This is a genomic window from Paenibacillus sp. RC73 (genome assembly GCF_044908085.1).
Classification (GTDB): domain Bacteria; phylum Bacillota; class Bacilli; order Paenibacillales; family Paenibacillaceae; genus Paenibacillus; species Paenibacillus terrae_A.
In genome coordinates, this window is the sequence record NZ_JBIYCV010000002.1 from 512,120 (window position 1) to 527,687 (window position 15,568).

Sequence of the window (15,568 nt, forward strand, 5' to 3'; positions counted from 1 at the left end):
GTACCATGAGTTCACAAGTGTATACACTGGAAATGAAGAAAATAAGCAAACAGTTTGCTGGTGTGGATGCGCTGCGGTCCGTGGATTTTACGGTGCATGGCGGCGAAATTCACGCTCTGCTGGGCGCAAACGGAGCAGGTAAAAGTACGCTGATGAAAATTTTATCCGGCGCGTATCGTTCCGATCAGGGAAGCATTGTAGCAGGTGGCAAGGAGCTGAGTATTGGTTCGCCGTGGGAGGCGAAGAGAGCGGGGATTCACTGTGTCTATCAGGAGGTCGATTCGGCGCTTGTGCCGCAGCTGAGTGTCGCGGAGAACATTGTACTGGACGATTTATCTGCACCTGAAGGACGCTGGTGGGCTGCGCCGGGTTCCATGCGTAAACGCGCGCGCGAGGCGTTGGGACGGCTGGAGGCCGATATTGATGTACGGCAATACGTTTCTGAGTTGACGTTGGCAGAAAAGCAGCTTGTACTCATTGCGCGTATTTTGACACAGCAAGCAAATACAATCATTTTCGATGAGCCTACAGCGCCGCTCAGCGAAGAAGAAACGCGGCGCTTGTTCCGCACCATCCATACGCTCAAGGCGGAGGGCGTTGCATGTATTCTTATCACGCACCGATTGCCAGAGGTCATCGAACACAGCGACCGCGTTACGGTGATGCGTGATGGGGAGCAAGTATTCACGGGTCCATCCTCTGATTTGAGTGTAGGCGACATCGTTACGCATATGCTTGGTAAAACATTTGAGGAGGAATTTCCGAAAACGGATGCTCCTGTCGGTGAAACGGTGCTGGAAGCCAAAGGGCTTCACAGGGGATTACGGGTTCACGGTGTCGATTTGCAGGTCAGACGCGGGGAAATCTTGTCTATCGTAGGTTTGGTCGGTGCGGGCAAAACGGAGCTGTCCCGGCTTCTTACAGGCGCCGATAAGCCCGATAAGGGGGAACTGGTCTTCAAAGGTCGCTCTATTCGTCTGAGAGAGCCTGCGGACGCGATAGTTCAGGGGATTGTGTCCATACCTGAGGAACGGCGCAAGCAGGGTGTATTCATCGAAGAGACGGTAGAACGAAACCTTAGTCTTCCGCTATTGGGCAAGTTGAGTGTACTTGGTTTTATCAGTCGTCGCAAAGAACGTACGAACGGTAACGAAGTCGTTGCTTCCCTGGGCATTAAGACGCCATCTCTGCGCCAGAATGTTAAATATTTGAGTGGCGGGAATCAGCAAAAGGTTGCGATAGGAAAATGGCTGCATTCCGGGGCAGATGTGTTTGTTTTTGACGAGCCGACCAAGGGTGTGGATATCGGGGCGAAAAGTGATATTTTCCGTATCATTGGTGAATTGGCGGCCCAGGGAAAAGCGGTCATCTATCTAACTTGTGAATTTGCTGAGGGCATCGGTATTGGTGATCGGATTGCGGTGATGTATGACGGAAAAATAATAAAGGAATTTACGCGGGGCGAAGTGGAGCAGGAACAGCTTCTGTTGTATGCCAGCGGCGGTGAAGAGGTGCATTCATGAAGGAAAAATGGTTAAACGTCTCCTTTCGTTATGGGGCTGTAGTCGTAATTATGGGTGTGCTGGCGTTTTTTTCAGCCACATTGCCCTATTTCTGGACGTATGATAATTTGATGGATATTCTTGGCTCAATTGCGATTGTGACTTTCGTCGCAATTGGTGTGACGTTGTCTCTCATCGTGGACGGTTTTGATCTTTCGGTGGGAGCTACGGTGTCTCTGACCACTATTGTTTCAGCTTCGTTGATGGTCTGGTATGAACAGCCTGTTGCGGTGGTCATTATTGTATCTTTGGTTGTCGGTGCGGTGGTGGGACTATTTAACTCATTGTTGATCGTTAAGCTTCGTATTCCCGATTTGCTGGCAACCCTTGCGATGATGTATATTGTAAGCGGGATTCATAAAACGTACGCTCAAGGCTACACCATCTATAATCATATGCAGTTTCCTGATGGCAGCAAGGCGCCAGGAGAGATATCTCCTGCTTTTCTTATTTTGGGACAAGGCAAATGGCTGGGTATCCCGATTTCGGTTATTTTGCTGCTGCTAGCGGTAGCGGCAGTGCATATTTTCTTAACCTACACCAAGCATGGGCGTCAAATGTATGTGACCGGAGGAAATGAGGAAGCAGCTCGTCTGTCAGGCATACGGGTAAAAAAAGTCCGCACACTGGCCTATGTCGCTTCAGGCGTATTTGCGGCCATTGCTGGTATTTTGTATGCTTCGCGAGTAGGATCGGGCCAAATTGATGCAGGATCTCCCTTGCTGATGGAAGCGGTAGCTGCGGTTTTTGTCGGCTTTTCGGTCTTTGGAGCGGGTAAACCGAATGTCATTGGCACGTTTATCGGTGCGGTTTTGATCGGGGTATTGGTGAACGGTCTGACGATGATGAACGTGCAGTATTTTGCTCATGATATCGTCAAGGGAGTTGTGCTGGTGCTCGCGCTGGCCATCACTTTTTATGTGCTAAACCGTCGCCGTACTTGAAATTGTCTGTGGACTGTATTACTATAAACCTTGTTCCACGCAAGAAGGGTGCCATAAAACGCCAGTTTCGGCGATATTGTCTCTATATTGCGGAGGTTAGGTATATTCTATGTATATTTAACGGCGAAACGGAAACAGATGATAACATTATGGAAGGCATATGCCGCCCGGGTTATTTTATACAGGCGACTTTATATCGGTTCTACAACGCCGATAACCTTAATGCTGGACTACACTTGAATTGGGAGGTGAATATTATGAATAAAACGGATTTGATCAATCAGGTTTCCGAAAGCACTGAATTGTCCAAAAAGGACGTAACTAAAGCCGTTGACGCTGTATTCGAAGCGATCTCCGGAGCGCTGCAAAACGGAGACAAGGTGCAACTGGTAGGTTTCGGGAACTTTGAGGTTCGTGAACGTTCTGCACGTAAAGGACGTAACCCGCAAACAGGAGAAGAAATCGAAATCCCTGCGAGCAAAATTCCGGCATTTAAACCGGGTAAAGCGCTCAAGGACGGAATTAAATAAGATTTCTTACATATTCCCATTGCGCTGGAAAGACCGTGAATTTGATTCACGGCCTTTTCTTTTTGTCCTGTTATTCCGTAGCAGATGCGATGCGGGACGAAGAAGGGGAAGCGCTTCTGTCATCCCGTGAGGCATAGGCGATCAGCACCAATGGTTCACCCGTCAGCTCGGCAAATTCATGCTCCAGCTGCTGAAGCCGCTCTACTTGGGCAGGACTCAGATTAGCGGGACGATAGTTTTTCATCCAATTCGCTCCTTTCGTTAGCAGATGGGGCTGCATAGATAGTATGGCTCGGGACGCGGCAATTGTTGCAGTTAGCGCCGAAGCATATGGTTGACAAAACAAGCTCGAATCTCCATCATAAAAAGTATAGCTTCGGCTCTCAGGGGGGAAATGGATATGGAAGATAACGTGACGGGTAGTAATGAGTACGTTGTGATTAAAGCAAAAAGCAACGGATGTCAGGTTTTTGGTTTAACAAGAGGCCAGGATACACGCCTGCATCATTCAGAAAAATTGGACAAGGGTGAGGTGCTGATCGTCCAATTTACCGATCATACCTCTGCTATTAAAATTCGCGGCAAGGCCGTTGTGATGACCAAGCACGGGGTCGTGGATACAGAGGATTAAAATGCAGGCATAGCCTGCTTTTTTTTGTTGTACAATGAGAGTGAGGACCTTTACCGTAGCAAACCCATAACAGGGTAGGGGTCAGGGGAGGCTCTGATGAAACCTTGGATTGTGCTATGCGGCTCGATTCTCATAACCACCGCTGCTGCTGTACTGCTACCATCCTTACAGGCGCTGGATTCGGGAACCGCAGCTGTTCGTGAGACACAGGCGACGATATCGTCGCAGCAGCGGGTGCTGCTGACCGATGACAATCTGGTGGATACGCTGAAGGAGCTTTCTTTGACGACACCAATTGCCAGCGTAAGCTGGGAACATTCAGTCCTGACTCTGGATGTAAAGCTTTCCAAGGAAGAAACCGCCCCGCTTGAAATCTATCAAAATATGGCGGAGATTGCCGCCTTTAGTTTTTATGGAACAACGAACGTACGGCAATTACTGCTTCGGGTAGTGACGCAGGACGAATGGTCAGGAGAACGGCGTCTTCTGCTGGCATCCGATATACGCCGGAACGAATGGACGATTGAAGCACTGGATCAGCTGAGAAGCCGGGAAGGTGCGGACTTGCCGGAGGAACTGAAAGCCCGCTTCCGTATTACGGTAACTCCAATGTGGCAAAGCAGGTTTAACGGTGTATATACAGATTAGATGTTTCTGTCGTTGGACCTACAGTACTTTAGTCGCGAATCATTTTAAATTGTGATATAATATAAGGCATTGCAATTATTTGAGTACACCAGAAAGTCATGGCTCGGAGGCTTAGGATGAAACCGTATCGCGTACCCCAATTAGCAAGGAAATATGTGGAATACGACATGATTCAACAACATACGGAAATGCCGGCTTTTCCTGACAGTCGTACCCGCCTGTTGTTTATGTTTTTGAACCGGAATGCGCAGGAGCTACATGCCAGCGAGGAAGAGCTATACGCATTGGTCACCTCGCTTTTGCAGATGGGGCTGGATACGCATGATATGATTGATACTTTATCCGGTATACGAAGTCCGGAGGAAATGCGTTCCAGACAGTTGAAAGTGTTGGCCGGGGACTATTTTAGCAGCCGCTTTTATCAGCTGCTTGCACTGGCAGGCCACATCACGACCATTTCGAAGCTGAGTGATGCTGTATGTGAAGTAAACGCTGGTAAAATGAGCCTGTATTGGGAGATGAAGCATCTCCGTCTGAATGCGGCACAGTATTTAACTCAGGTGGTTCGTTTTAAAAAGGAGCTTTTTCTATCCTTTACTTCCCTTGTGGCAGAGCAGGATCGGGAAGTCTGGGAGCCGCTTCTCAACGAATTTGCCCTCTGTGATACGCTGGCAGAGGAATGGCACAAGCGTACAGAATCGGACAAGTCCCGTTTCGGATATATGTTCTGGCATGTTTATAGTAATGCTGACCAGAACGAACGGGAACTGCTGTCTGAGAGTGGTTCAGACACTGATGTATGGTACAAGCTTGTTCTGAAGTACAAAGCCGAGGACGCGATACTGAACAAACTCCAGACGACTGTTACACACATCCGGCAGATCCTGTCAGATGATCAAAATACGGGGATCGAGGAATTCGAACGCATGCTGGAGCCTTTCCTGAAGCTGCTGAATAGTCCACACCCGGTTGTGAGGGAAGGTTAGGTGAACGTCATGGGATCAAGCGACACCAAGCCGAAAGAGCAATTCGTTCATGGCGTGTTTGAAAGCATCGCGGGTAAATACGATTTGATGAACGATATACTGAGCTTTCGCAGACATAAGGCTTGGCGTAAATTTACGATGAAAAAAATGAACATGCACCACGGGGATACGGCAATCGACCTTTGCTGTGGTACGTGTGACTGGACGCTCGCGATGGCGCGTGCAAGTGAAAGTGGTCACATCGTAGGACTGGATTTTAGCCAGAACATGCTGAATGTAGGCGAGCGCAAGATTACATCAGAAGCCCGTGAAAAGCAGATCAAGCTTGTTCAGGGCAACGCGATGGAGCTGCCTTTTGAAGACAATTCTTTTGACTACGCAACGATTGGCTTTGGTCTGCGTAATGTGCCTGATTTGCGCCGCGTATTACAGGAAATGCAGCGTGTCGTCAAACCTGGCGGGCAGGTCGTATGTCTGGAACTATCCAAGCCTACATGGCAGCCGTTCAAGGGAATTTACTATGCATACTTTAAACACATCTTGCCCATGCTCGGCAAATTGTTCGCCAAACGTTATGAGCAATACAAATGGCTCCCTGATTCGTTGGCGCTTTTTCCGGGAAGGGATGAGCTGGCTGGCATCTTCCGTGAAGTCGGATTAAAGGATGTACAGGCTCATTCTCTCACTGGAGGCATTGCGGCATTGCATATTGGAATCAAGGAGAGTCAGCATGTTTAAGAAAATTGCTATTTTTTTGGAAATGATTAAAATTGAACATACGTTATTTGCGCTCCCATTTGCATTTATGGGGGCTGTATTGGGGTCAGTTGTCGTGACAGGCACGCTTCCTTCGTGGTCACAGATCGGATGGATCTTGCTGGCTATGGTCGGCGCACGTAGCGCGGCTTTCGGTTTCAATCGTATGATCGACCGTGTTATTGATGGGAAAAATCCGCGTACGGCAGGACGTGCCATCCCGGCGGGGCTGCTCAAGTCCAGCGAAGTGGTTCTTTTTATTATTGTTAGCTTGGCGCTACTATTTTGGGCATCGTTCAATTTAAGTGCACTGGCGTTCAAGCTGTTTCCACTGGCCTTTTTTATGCTTGTTTTTTATTCCTATACCAAACGTTTCACCTGGCTCTGCCATATTGTGCTTGGCTTGACGATTGGCTTGGCGCCACTGGGTAGCTGGGTAGCTGTGACTGGGCAAATAGATATGACGGCTATTGTTTTTTATCTCACTGTTGCATTCTGGACGGCTGGCTTTGATATTATTTATGCTTGTCAGGATATTGATTTTGACCAGAACGAGGGGGTTTACTCCATTCCTGCCCGTTTTGGTATAGCAGGTGCGCTTAAAATTGCTCGTGCATTTCATGTGATTACGGCGATCGGGTTTATTGTGATGTTCTTTATTGCTGATTTAAGCTGGTGGTATCTGGCGGGCATGATTATTTCTTATATGATGTTATTTTATCAGCATTATATCGTAACTCCGAAGGACCTGAGTCGTTTGCAGACAGCGTTCTTTACGATGAACAGTGTGCTTAGCATTGTCGTATTTGCTTTTACACTGGTTGATTTGGTGGTGCGTCAATACTTATGAATCATAATCAGGTGAGCAACCATCAAGGCAAACGAATCGTTATTGGCATTACAGGCGCGAGCGGAAGCATTTATGGGATACGGCTGGTAGAGATACTGCTGGATTTGCAATACACAGTTCACCTGATTGTTTCCAATGCTGGCTGGCGGGTACTCAAAGAGGAATCAGGCTGGAACGTGACTGACCGGGAAGGGGCTCTGAATGACAAATTCGGAGGCCGTCCCGGTTCTCTTGTATACCATCCGTTCACGGATATTGGCGCTTCGATTGCGAGTGGCTCTTATTTGGTGGACGCGATGGTTATCATGCCCTGCTCGATGGGAACATTGTCTGCAGTGGCGCATGGCTCGTCCGATAATCTCATGGCGCGTGCAGCAGACGTGATGTTGAAGGAAGGCCGTCCACTAATTCTAGTGCCGCGTGAGACGCCGCTGCATGCTATTCATTTGGAAAATATGCTTAAGCTTGCAAGGCTCGGGGTCAAAATGATTCCTGCTATGCCGGCTTTTTACTTTCATCCGAAGACGCTGGATGATATCGTACTGTTCCTCGTAGGCAAAGTATTGGACAGCTTGCGTATCGAACATCAACTGTTTACGAGATGGGGGGATTCCGATGCCGACACCGGACACCAAGACAATCACAATCGGAAAAATTAAATATACAAATGCTTGGCCCATTTTTCATTATTTTAATCCTTCACACCTCCTCCATCCGGCGGAGCTGGTTTCTAGAGTCCCGGCTGAATTGAACCGCAGTATGCTGAAAGGAAATCTGGATATCAGCGCGATGTCCTCCTTTGCTTATGCATCCGGTGCCGAGGATATGCTGCTGTTGCCGGATCTGTCTGTCAGCGCAGACGGTCCTGTGCAATCCATTTTGCTGTTCTCACGCAAGCCGCTGGATGAGATTAAAAACGGAACAATTGCGTTGACGAATACGTCTGCTACATCCGTGAATTTGTTGAAAATTTTGATGCAGAAGGCATGGGAAGGCCAACCTTCCTATTTCGACTGCGAGCCGGATTTGGATTTGATGCTGGAGCAGGCGGATGCGGGGCTGTTGATTGGAGATCACGCGATCAAGGCATCTTGGCGGCGTGATGGTCTGTACGTTACGGACCTCGGAGAAGAGTGGAAACGCTGGACGGGGTACAGTATGACCTTTGCCGTATGGGCAGTACGCCGTGTTTTTGCTACACAGAATCCTGATGCGGTGACTGAAGTAGCGAATGCATTTCGTGCAAGCAAGCAGCGCAGCCTGTCTGATCTGACGTCTGTTATTTCTGAAGCCTGCAAGGAAATTGGAGGCCTGCGGGATTATTGGGAGCGCTACTTTACTAATCTGTGTTATGATTTCGGAGAGAAGGAACAAAAGGGTTTAGAGCTTTATTTTCAGTATGCGCATGAACTGGGGCTGCTTGACCGACGAGTGAAGCCGCTTCTCTGGAGTGACAATACGCTGACACGGGTGAAAGAATGAAACGATTGGATTTGTTCGGTTTATTAAAGAAGGATATGAACTTCATAGAAGAAGAGCTGTACCGCAGCATCGACAGCACAGAGCCGTTGATTAATGATACGTCGCTTCATCTGCTCAAAGCGGGAGGCAAGCGTTTGCGGCCGGTATTTGTACTGCTGGGAGGCAAGTTTGGGGAATACGATCTGGACAAGCTCAAACGCATAGCGGTACCGCTGGAACTGATTCATTCTGCTTCCCTTGTTCACGATGATGTGATTGACGATGCGGAGATGAGGCGCGGCCAGCCAACTGTGAAGTCCAAATGGGACAATCGGGTGGCCATGTACACCGGAGACTACATATACGCGCGTGCGCTTTCGATAGTCGCGGGCCTGCCGAATCCGGACATTCATCGGGTGCTGTCCAAGGCGCTGGTGCAAATGTCCATCGGTGAAATGGAACAAATCCGCGATTTTTTTAATGTGGATCAGAGTGTACGTAATTACTTGCTTCGCATACGTCGCAAAACGGCATTGTTGATTGCGGTCAGCTGCCAATTGGGAGCTATGGCTGCGGGTGCGAGGGAAAGAGTAAATTCTCTCTTGTATACCTATGGCTATAATGTAGGTATGGCTTTTCAAATTCAGGATGATTTGCTCGATCTGTGTGGCACGGAAAAAAAGATTGGCAAGCCGCCGGGCAGTGATATGAGGCAGGGGAATATTACGCTTCCGGTTATTTATGCGCTAGGACAGCCTGAGCTGCGTGACGATCTATTGGCTGAAATCGGTCGTATTCAGGCTGGGGACGGGCAGGGAGATGCTCGCAAAGCGGTGGATATGATTAAAAAAAGTGAAGGAATCGCTAAAGCAGAAATTCTCGCCGACCGATATATAAAAAAAGCGCTACACGCGCTGGACTTACTGCCAGATGTCAAAACGAAAAAGACGCTGCGCGATATTGCTCATTTTGTTACCCGCCGCTCCTACTAAAGTTGTGTTTTGGAACTGCTGTGACAAAATACTTTAACCGTTTCCAAGCTTTCTGTTATAATACAGATTAGTACTGTATAAATACATTAGATTGGATTGGGAGTGAGTCGATGGATCGTACGTTTTTGATGGTTAAACCGGATGGAGTACAACGCGGACTAATTGGACGTATTATTAGTCGTCTGGAAGACAAAGGCTTCAAAATGACGGCTGGTAAACTTGTGCAGGTATCTAGAGAACAGGCGGAACGGCATTATGCGGAGCATGTGGGCAAGCCCTTTTTTGAAGAGCTTGTAGGCTTTATCACTTCTGGCCCTGTATTCGCCATGGTTTGGGAAGGGGATAACATCGTTACCCTGTCCCGCCTGCTGATTGGTAAAACACAAGTGACAGAGGCTCTTCCGGGCACAATCCGGGGAGACTTTGCTGCACATACACCGTTTAACCTCATTCACGGTTCAGATTCACCGGAGAGCGCGGAGCGCGAGATTGCGAATTTTTTCACGCCGGAGGAAACCGTTCGGTATGAAAAAAGTGTGGCGACCTGGGTGTAAGTTTAATTTCGAATGAAGAAGGATGGTAGCATGACGGATATGGAACTGGGTCAGACGGACCCCGATTACACAGCGTTTATCCGCAAAATCAAGGACAGCACAGGTATTGATCTTGCACAATACAAGGAAGCACAGATGAAAAGGCGGTTAACGACGCTTCGCAACAAAAACGGGTTTCCCAGTTTTGTTTCTTTTTATGATGCCATGATGAAAGAAAAGCCCCTGTTCTATGAATTTCTGGATCGGATGACGATCAATGTTTCAGAGTTTTGGCGTAATCCCAATCGGTGGGAAGTACTGCGGGATACGATTTTGCCACAGCTGCTTGCAGGTAAGCAGAAGCTCAAGCTGTGGAGTGCGGCCTGCTCGACTGGCGAGGAGCCGTACAGCTTGGCTATGGTACTGGACGGCAAGGGAATTTTGGGGAATTGCTCCATTACGGCCTCTGACATTGATGACGGCGCACTGGCTAAAGCCAAGGAAGGCAGATATTTGGAGCGTTCGCTCAAGGATGTGCCTGAACAGGTAGCTAGTAAGTATTTCAAGCCGGATGGTGCGATGTATCGAATTGACGACCGTTTGAAGCAGGCTGTGAAATTTCAAAAGCAAAATTTACTTCTGGATCGGTTTGAGGACGGCTACGATCTCATTATCTGCCGTAATGTCATGATTTATTTTACGGAAGAGGCCAAGCATAAGCTGTACCAGAAGTTTGCTGCCAGTCTTCGTCCCGGCGGTGTGCTGTTTGTCGGCAGTACAGAGCAAATTTTTTCTCCAAACCAATATGGTCTGGAATCAACGGAAACCTTTTTTTATCGTAAAAAAGCATAAGCCTGGACATATAGTCCATTGTTTTGTAGCTAGCTGTGCCTAACAACGAGTACGTTGGCTGTTGTCTTATCAGAAGCGCACGTCCTTTGGCTTTGACCAAAGGGCGTGTTTTTTTGTTTATCTGCACTCTCGTGGCTTTTCTTGTCAAAGAAAGGTGCGTATACTATAATGAAGCACAGTTAAAGATTTTAGCGATGCACAGTTTAACAGTTTAAAGGGGGAACGCGTCATGAGTTTACGTTACTTAACCGCGGGGGAAACGCATGGTCCCCAGCTTACTGCGATTGTAGAGGGCATGCCGAGCAATTTAAAATTGGATTTTGAAGAATTGAATTTTCAGCTACACCGTCGTCAGAAGGGGTATGGACGGGGTCGGCGTATGCAGATTGAAAAGGATACGGCCAACATTGCCGGAGGCGTTCGTCACGGGTATACCACAGGTGCACCGATTGCTCTGATTGTGGAAAACAACGATTGGAAGCATTGGCAGAACATTATGAATATTGAGCCCATCGAAGGCAGTGACGAGGAAAAGCGCCGGGTTCACCGTCCGCGTCCGGGTCATGCAGATTTGAACGGCGGATTGAAATACAATCTGAAGGATCTGCGCAACGTGCTGGAACGTTCCAGTGCCCGTGAGACGGCAATTCGTGTTGCCTGCGGCGGTTTGGCCCGTCAATTGCTGGAAGAGTTTGGAATCAAGGTCGCTGGTCAGGTTATCCGCATTGGAGAAATCGAGGCACCTCACCGCGAATTGCCGATTGACGAGCTGATTGCCGTGACAGAAGCTTCTTCAGTGAGAGTAACCGATCCGGAAACCGAAAAGAAAATGGAAGCCTACATTGATCAAATCAAGCAAGAAGGCGATTCCGTTGGTGGCGTAGTGGAATGTATTGTGGAAGGTGTTCCAATCGGTCTGGGCAGTCATGTTCAGTATGATCGGAAGCTGGATGCACGCATTGCCCAAGGAGTCATGTCCATTAATGCGTTCAAAGGCGTGGAAATCGGTATTGGCTTTGAAGCTGGAGAACTGCGTGGTTCGCAGGTGCATGATGAGATTTTGCATGATGACGAACGTGGATATCACCGCCGTACCAATCGTTTGGGCGGTTTTGAGGGTGGCATGACCAACGGAATGCCTGTCGTGGTTCGCGGCGTGATGAAGCCGATCCCGACGCTGTACAAGCCGCTGCAAAGCGTCGATATTGATACGAAGGAAGCGTTCACCGCTCAGGTTGAGCGTTCGGATGCATGTGCCGTACCAGCGGCAAGTGTGGTTATGGAGCATGTTGTAGCATGGGAGATTGCCAAGGCTTTGCTTGAAAAATTCGGCGGGGATTCCATTGAAGAAATCCGTGCGAACATTACATCCTATGAAGAACAACTGGGACGGTACTAAGATGAGTACGCTGACGGTACAGCTTGGGGAACGTTCCTATCCCATTCATATCGGACGTGGACTGTTACATCGGGCAGGAGAGTTGTTGAGCGAACGAGGAATTGCACAAAAAAGTCCGCTGTTGATTGTTTCTGACGAACACACAGCGCGATTCTATTTAGCGACACTGGAGAGCAACCTTCAGGCAGCAGGGTACAAGACGGTTTCCAACGTCGTCAAACCGGGTGAAAAGTCCAAATCGCTTGCTGTGTATGAGCAGGTGATTACAGCAGCTATCGAGGGCGGTTTGGACCGCAATTCAGCTGTTATCGCACTTGGTGGTGGTGTAGTGGGCGATCTGGCAGGATTTGTGGCGGCTTCTTTTATGAGAGGCGTCAAGTTCGTACAGATTCCAACTACAATCCTTGCGCATGACAGTAGCGTGGGCGGCAAGGTCGGCATCAATCATCCTTTGGCTAAAAATATGATTGGAGCTTTCCATCAGCCGGAATTGGTATTGTATGACGTGGATACGTTGTCTACATTACCTCCGCGAGAGGTATCCGCCGGGCTTGCTGAAATGATCAAGCATGGCTTGATCTGGGATGCTGATTTTGCCCACTGGTGCCGCGATCATGCGCCTGACTTGCTGGCTTTGGATGCGGCAGCTCTGGAGTACGGTCTGGAAAAGGGATGCTCCGTGAAAGCCGAAGTGGTGTCGCGCGATGAACGTGAAAACGATTTACGTGCTATTCTAAACCTCGGTCACACTATTGGTCATGCGATAGAGGCGATTGCGGGGTATGGTGAGTTTTTACACGGGGAAGCGATTTCTATTGGTATGGTTGGCTCTGCACTTCTGGGTGCGAAGCTGGGGGCAGATCCTTCTTTGGTAACAGAAACGAGGGATATGCTGGCTTCGCTTCGTCTACCAACTTCTCTTCCCGCTCATCTCGAAACGGATCGTCTGCTGGATGCGATGATGCATGACAAAAAGTTTAAGGAAGGCAGTATTACTTTTGTCGTCCCACGCAGCATCGGGCGTGTGGAGGTAGTGAAGGATATTTCCGTCTCTTACATCCGACAAGTAATTGAACAGCTAAAAGAGGAGGCGTAACGATGTACAATCGTGGAATTCGTGGGGCGACGACCGTAGCGAACAATGAAGAAAACGAAATTTTGGAAGCCACATGCCTACTGTTAGCGGAAATTGTGTCCTACAATGAAGTGCAGCCGGAGGATATTAGCAACGTATGGATTACAGTGACCCATGATCTGAATGCTACTTTCCCGGCAAAGGCGATCCGCCAGCTTGACGGCTGGGATATGGTTCCGCTTATGTGTTCGTTGGAAATTCCCGTAGAGGGCAGCTTGCCAAAATGCATCCGTTTGATGGTACAGGTGAATACCGTTAAAACACAGCGGGAAATCAAACATGTTTATTTGAACGGAGCGCAGGCGCTAAGACCGGATTTGGCTTCCCAAGGAAAGTAATCGCCTGTTTTTAAAGTTGATGGTTGCCAAAGTAACATCGTATGAGATATAGTGTGTGTAGCAGAGTTGAGTAGAGTTAGCCAGAGCCAGTTGAGATGAGAAGAGTGCAGTTGAGCCAATTCCATATGAAGATTACAGAGACCAGCGGTAGCGGGTAAGCCTTTGTCCACGGAGAATGTTTCTGGGGGAAGTGCTTATTTGAAGTAACCCAGGTTATACAAAGGGATGAGTGTATACTTTGTATATTTGCTGTAGTCATTTTGTATATGGTAGCATTCTTATAATTTCAATAACTGACAGCCTCTACCTTCCGGGTGGAGGCTTTTTTATATTCTCTCCTTTGGGTTCTGCGCCAATTTGGAAAGGAAGTGATCTCATGTTAACGCCGCATGTGGAGCAAGTGATAACAATGGCGAATGAATTTAACCTGATTCCTGTGTACAAAAAAGTGCTGGCCGATATGGAGACGCCGATCCGGATTTTCCGTCGGTACGCTGAGCGGGACCGGGCCTTTCTGCTGGAGAGTGTAGAAGGAGGCGAGCAGTGGGCGCGACATTCATTCATCGGGACGGACCCGTTCCTGATGGTTTCCGGCAAAAAAGGCCGTTTGATCCTGGAGCAGCATGGTAAGCGACAAATATTAAACGACAAGCCGCTTGAAGAGCTCAAGGCGTTGCTTCGCAAGTACCGTAGCCCGAAGCTGAAAGAAATGCCTCCATTTACAGGCGGGGCTATCGGATTTTTTGGATATGATCTGCTGCAATACTATGAAAAACTGCCAGAGCATTCAGTAGATGATTTGAATATGGATGATATTCGTTTTATGTTCTGCGATCAAGTTATTGTCTTTGATCATGTGAAACAGCAAATTTTGCTGGTCGGCAATGTTCATGTAGGCGAAGGCTTCCGCGATGAGGACATCCGCGCTGCTTATGCCGAGGTGGAACGGAAGCTGGAAGCAACGGCGCAGTACCTGCGTAAGCAGACACCGCCAGAGACGATGGGAGCAGCCTCTATTCCTGACGATGTGGAGTTGGGTGAGATTCAGTCGAATGTAACGAAGGAGCAGTTTATTTCAAACGTGGAGCAGGCGAAGGAATATATTCGCTCAGGTGATATTTTTCAGGTCGTGCTGTCCCAGCGCTTTCACATTGACACAGATGCCTCTCCTTTACAGGTATACCGCGTGTTGCGCACGATGAACCCGTCTCCTTATATGTATTATTTGAAAATGGATGACGAGATCATCGTAGGCACTTCGCCGGAGGCACTCGTCAAGGTGGAAAACGGTCGGGTGGAAACCCGTCCTATTGCCGGAACGAGGCCGCGTGGCGTGACGGAAGCAGAAGATATAGCGCTCGCTGAAGAACTGCTGAAGGATGAAAAAGAACGTGCCGAGCATCTGATGCTGGTCGATTTGGGAAGAAATGATCTGGGACGTGTATCTCAGTTTGGTACGGTCAAATGCGATACGTTTATGGAAATTGAACGCTATTCCCACGTGATGCACATTGTTTCCAATGTATCGGGGGAGCTACGGGAGGATAAAGATTTCTTCGATGCTTTCCTGTCCTGCTTGCCAGCGGGCACGGTATCAGGGGCTCCGAAGCTGCGGGCGATGGAGATTATTGCCGAGCTGGAGCGGGAAGCGCGTGGGCCGTATGCAGGAGCCATCGGATATTTAGGCTTCTCGGGCAATATGGATGCTTGCATCACGATTCGTACGATTGTGTTTAAAAAGAACCGGGCCTATGTTCAGGCGGGTGCAGGGATTGTGTGGGACTCGGTTCCAGAAAGCGAGTATCAGGAAACGGTGAACAAGGCCAAGGCGATGCTGAAAGCGATCCGCACGGCTGAAGCGATGTTCCCGGCGACGGTACAGCCCTACAACAGCGTCATCAACCAGGATTATTTGTACACTCCGTAACATACAAAAATCTGATTTTGAGGA

Annotated in this window: 18 protein-coding genes; 17 read left to right on the top strand and 1 reads right to left on the bottom strand. The window is 48.6% G+C overall.

What is annotated here, in order from left to right; all coding sequences use genetic code 11:
- The first annotated feature begins 5 nt into the window (after window positions 1-5).
- The 3 genes from ABH897_RS05990 to ABH897_RS06000 all read left to right on the top strand — a co-directional run bounded on the left by ABH897_RS05990 (window position 6) and on the right by ABH897_RS06000 (window position 3,036).
- Window positions 6-1,523, top strand: a complete 1,518-nt coding sequence (locus ABH897_RS05990; RefSeq protein ID WP_404591359.1) for a sugar ABC transporter ATP-binding protein — start codon at window positions 6-8, stop codon at window positions 1,521-1,523.
- Window positions 1,520-2,506, top strand: a complete 987-nt coding sequence (locus tag ABH897_RS05995) for an ABC transporter permease (RefSeq protein WP_044646782.1) — start codon at window positions 1,520-1,522, stop codon at window positions 2,504-2,506. The genes ABH897_RS05990 and ABH897_RS05995 overlap by 4 nt, the downstream gene beginning before the upstream one ends.
- Window positions 2,507-2,763: 257 nt before the next feature.
- Entirely contained in the window at window positions 2,764-3,036 is a 273-nt protein-coding gene (locus ABH897_RS06000; protein WP_014282101.1) for an HU family DNA-binding protein, read from the top strand.
- A gap of 70 nt (window positions 3,037-3,106) precedes the next feature.
- Here ABH897_RS06000 and ABH897_RS06005 read toward each other — a convergent pair whose 3' ends face one another.
- Window positions 3,107-3,280, bottom strand: a complete 174-nt coding sequence (locus ABH897_RS06005; RefSeq protein WP_283652253.1) for a hypothetical protein — start codon at window positions 3,278-3,280, stop codon at window positions 3,107-3,109.
- A gap of 156 nt (window positions 3,281-3,436) precedes the next feature.
- Here ABH897_RS06005 and mtrB point away from each other — a divergent pair, with 156 nt between their 5' ends.
- From mtrB to trpE, 14 genes are all read left to right on the top strand, one after another.
- A complete protein-coding gene (gene mtrB, locus ABH897_RS06010; protein WP_044646781.1) occupies window positions 3,437-3,667 on the top strand; it encodes a trp RNA-binding attenuation protein MtrB in 231 nt (76 codons plus the stop codon).
- Window positions 3,668-3,763: 96 nt separating this feature from the next.
- Window positions 3,764-4,315, top strand: a complete 552-nt coding sequence (locus ABH897_RS06015) for a hypothetical protein (protein WP_283652252.1) — start codon at window positions 3,764-3,766, stop codon at window positions 4,313-4,315.
- A gap of 116 nt (window positions 4,316-4,431) precedes the next feature.
- Window positions 4,432-5,301: a heptaprenyl diphosphate synthase component 1 gene (locus ABH897_RS06020; protein WP_283652251.1), complete on the top strand. Its 870-nt coding sequence runs from the start codon at window positions 4,432-4,434 to the stop codon at window positions 5,299-5,301.
- A gap of 9 nt (window positions 5,302-5,310) precedes the next feature.
- A complete protein-coding gene (locus tag ABH897_RS06025; protein WP_283652250.1) occupies window positions 5,311-6,039 on the top strand; it encodes a demethylmenaquinone methyltransferase in 729 nt (242 codons plus the stop codon).
- A complete protein-coding gene (locus tag ABH897_RS06030) occupies window positions 6,032-6,907 on the top strand; it encodes a UbiA-like polyprenyltransferase (RefSeq protein ID WP_283652249.1) in 876 nt (291 codons plus the stop codon). Before ABH897_RS06025 ends, ABH897_RS06030 begins: the two co-directional genes overlap by 8 nt.
- Complete coding sequence (locus tag ABH897_RS06035; protein WP_283652248.1) at window positions 6,904-7,566, top strand: UbiX family flavin prenyltransferase; 663 nt, start codon at window positions 6,904-6,906, stop codon at window positions 7,564-7,566. The genes ABH897_RS06030 and ABH897_RS06035 overlap by 4 nt, the downstream gene beginning before the upstream one ends.
- Entirely contained in the window at window positions 7,523-8,389 is an 867-nt protein-coding gene (locus ABH897_RS06040; protein ID WP_283652247.1) for a menaquinone biosynthetic enzyme MqnA/MqnD family protein, read from the top strand. The genes ABH897_RS06035 and ABH897_RS06040 overlap by 44 nt, the downstream gene beginning before the upstream one ends.
- The gene (locus ABH897_RS06045) at window positions 8,386-9,360 is read left to right on the top strand and encodes a polyprenyl synthetase family protein (RefSeq protein WP_283652246.1); all 975 of its coding nucleotides are present in this window, start codon (window positions 8,386-8,388) and stop codon (window positions 9,358-9,360) included. The genes ABH897_RS06040 and ABH897_RS06045 overlap by 4 nt, the downstream gene beginning before the upstream one ends.
- 110 nt (window positions 9,361-9,470) lie before the next feature.
- Window positions 9,471-9,914 (top strand): nucleoside-diphosphate kinase, encoded by a 444-nt coding sequence (gene ndk, locus ABH897_RS06050; RefSeq protein WP_044646773.1) that lies wholly within the window; start codon window positions 9,471-9,473, stop codon window positions 9,912-9,914.
- Between the two features lie 30 nt (window positions 9,915-9,944).
- The gene (locus ABH897_RS06055) at window positions 9,945-10,745 is read left to right on the top strand and encodes a CheR family methyltransferase (RefSeq protein ID WP_014282091.1); all 801 of its coding nucleotides are present in this window, start codon (window positions 9,945-9,947) and stop codon (window positions 10,743-10,745) included.
- 229 nt (window positions 10,746-10,974) lie between these two features.
- Window positions 10,975-12,144 (top strand): chorismate synthase, encoded by a 1,170-nt coding sequence (gene aroC / locus ABH897_RS06060; RefSeq protein WP_283652245.1) that lies wholly within the window; start codon window positions 10,975-10,977, stop codon window positions 12,142-12,144.
- Between the two features lies 1 nt (window position 12,145).
- Window positions 12,146-13,240 (top strand): 3-dehydroquinate synthase, encoded by a 1,095-nt coding sequence (gene aroB / locus ABH897_RS06065; protein ID WP_404591362.1) that lies wholly within the window; start codon window positions 12,146-12,148, stop codon window positions 13,238-13,240.
- A gap of 2 nt (window positions 13,241-13,242) precedes the next feature.
- Complete coding sequence (gene aroH / locus ABH897_RS06070) at window positions 13,243-13,617, top strand: chorismate mutase (protein WP_283652243.1); 375 nt, start codon at window positions 13,243-13,245, stop codon at window positions 13,615-13,617.
- 376 nt (window positions 13,618-13,993) lie between these two features.
- Complete coding sequence (gene trpE / locus ABH897_RS06075; protein ID WP_404518930.1) at window positions 13,994-15,544, top strand: anthranilate synthase component I; 1,551 nt, start codon at window positions 13,994-13,996, stop codon at window positions 15,542-15,544.
- Window positions 15,545-15,568: the final 24 nt, after the last annotated feature.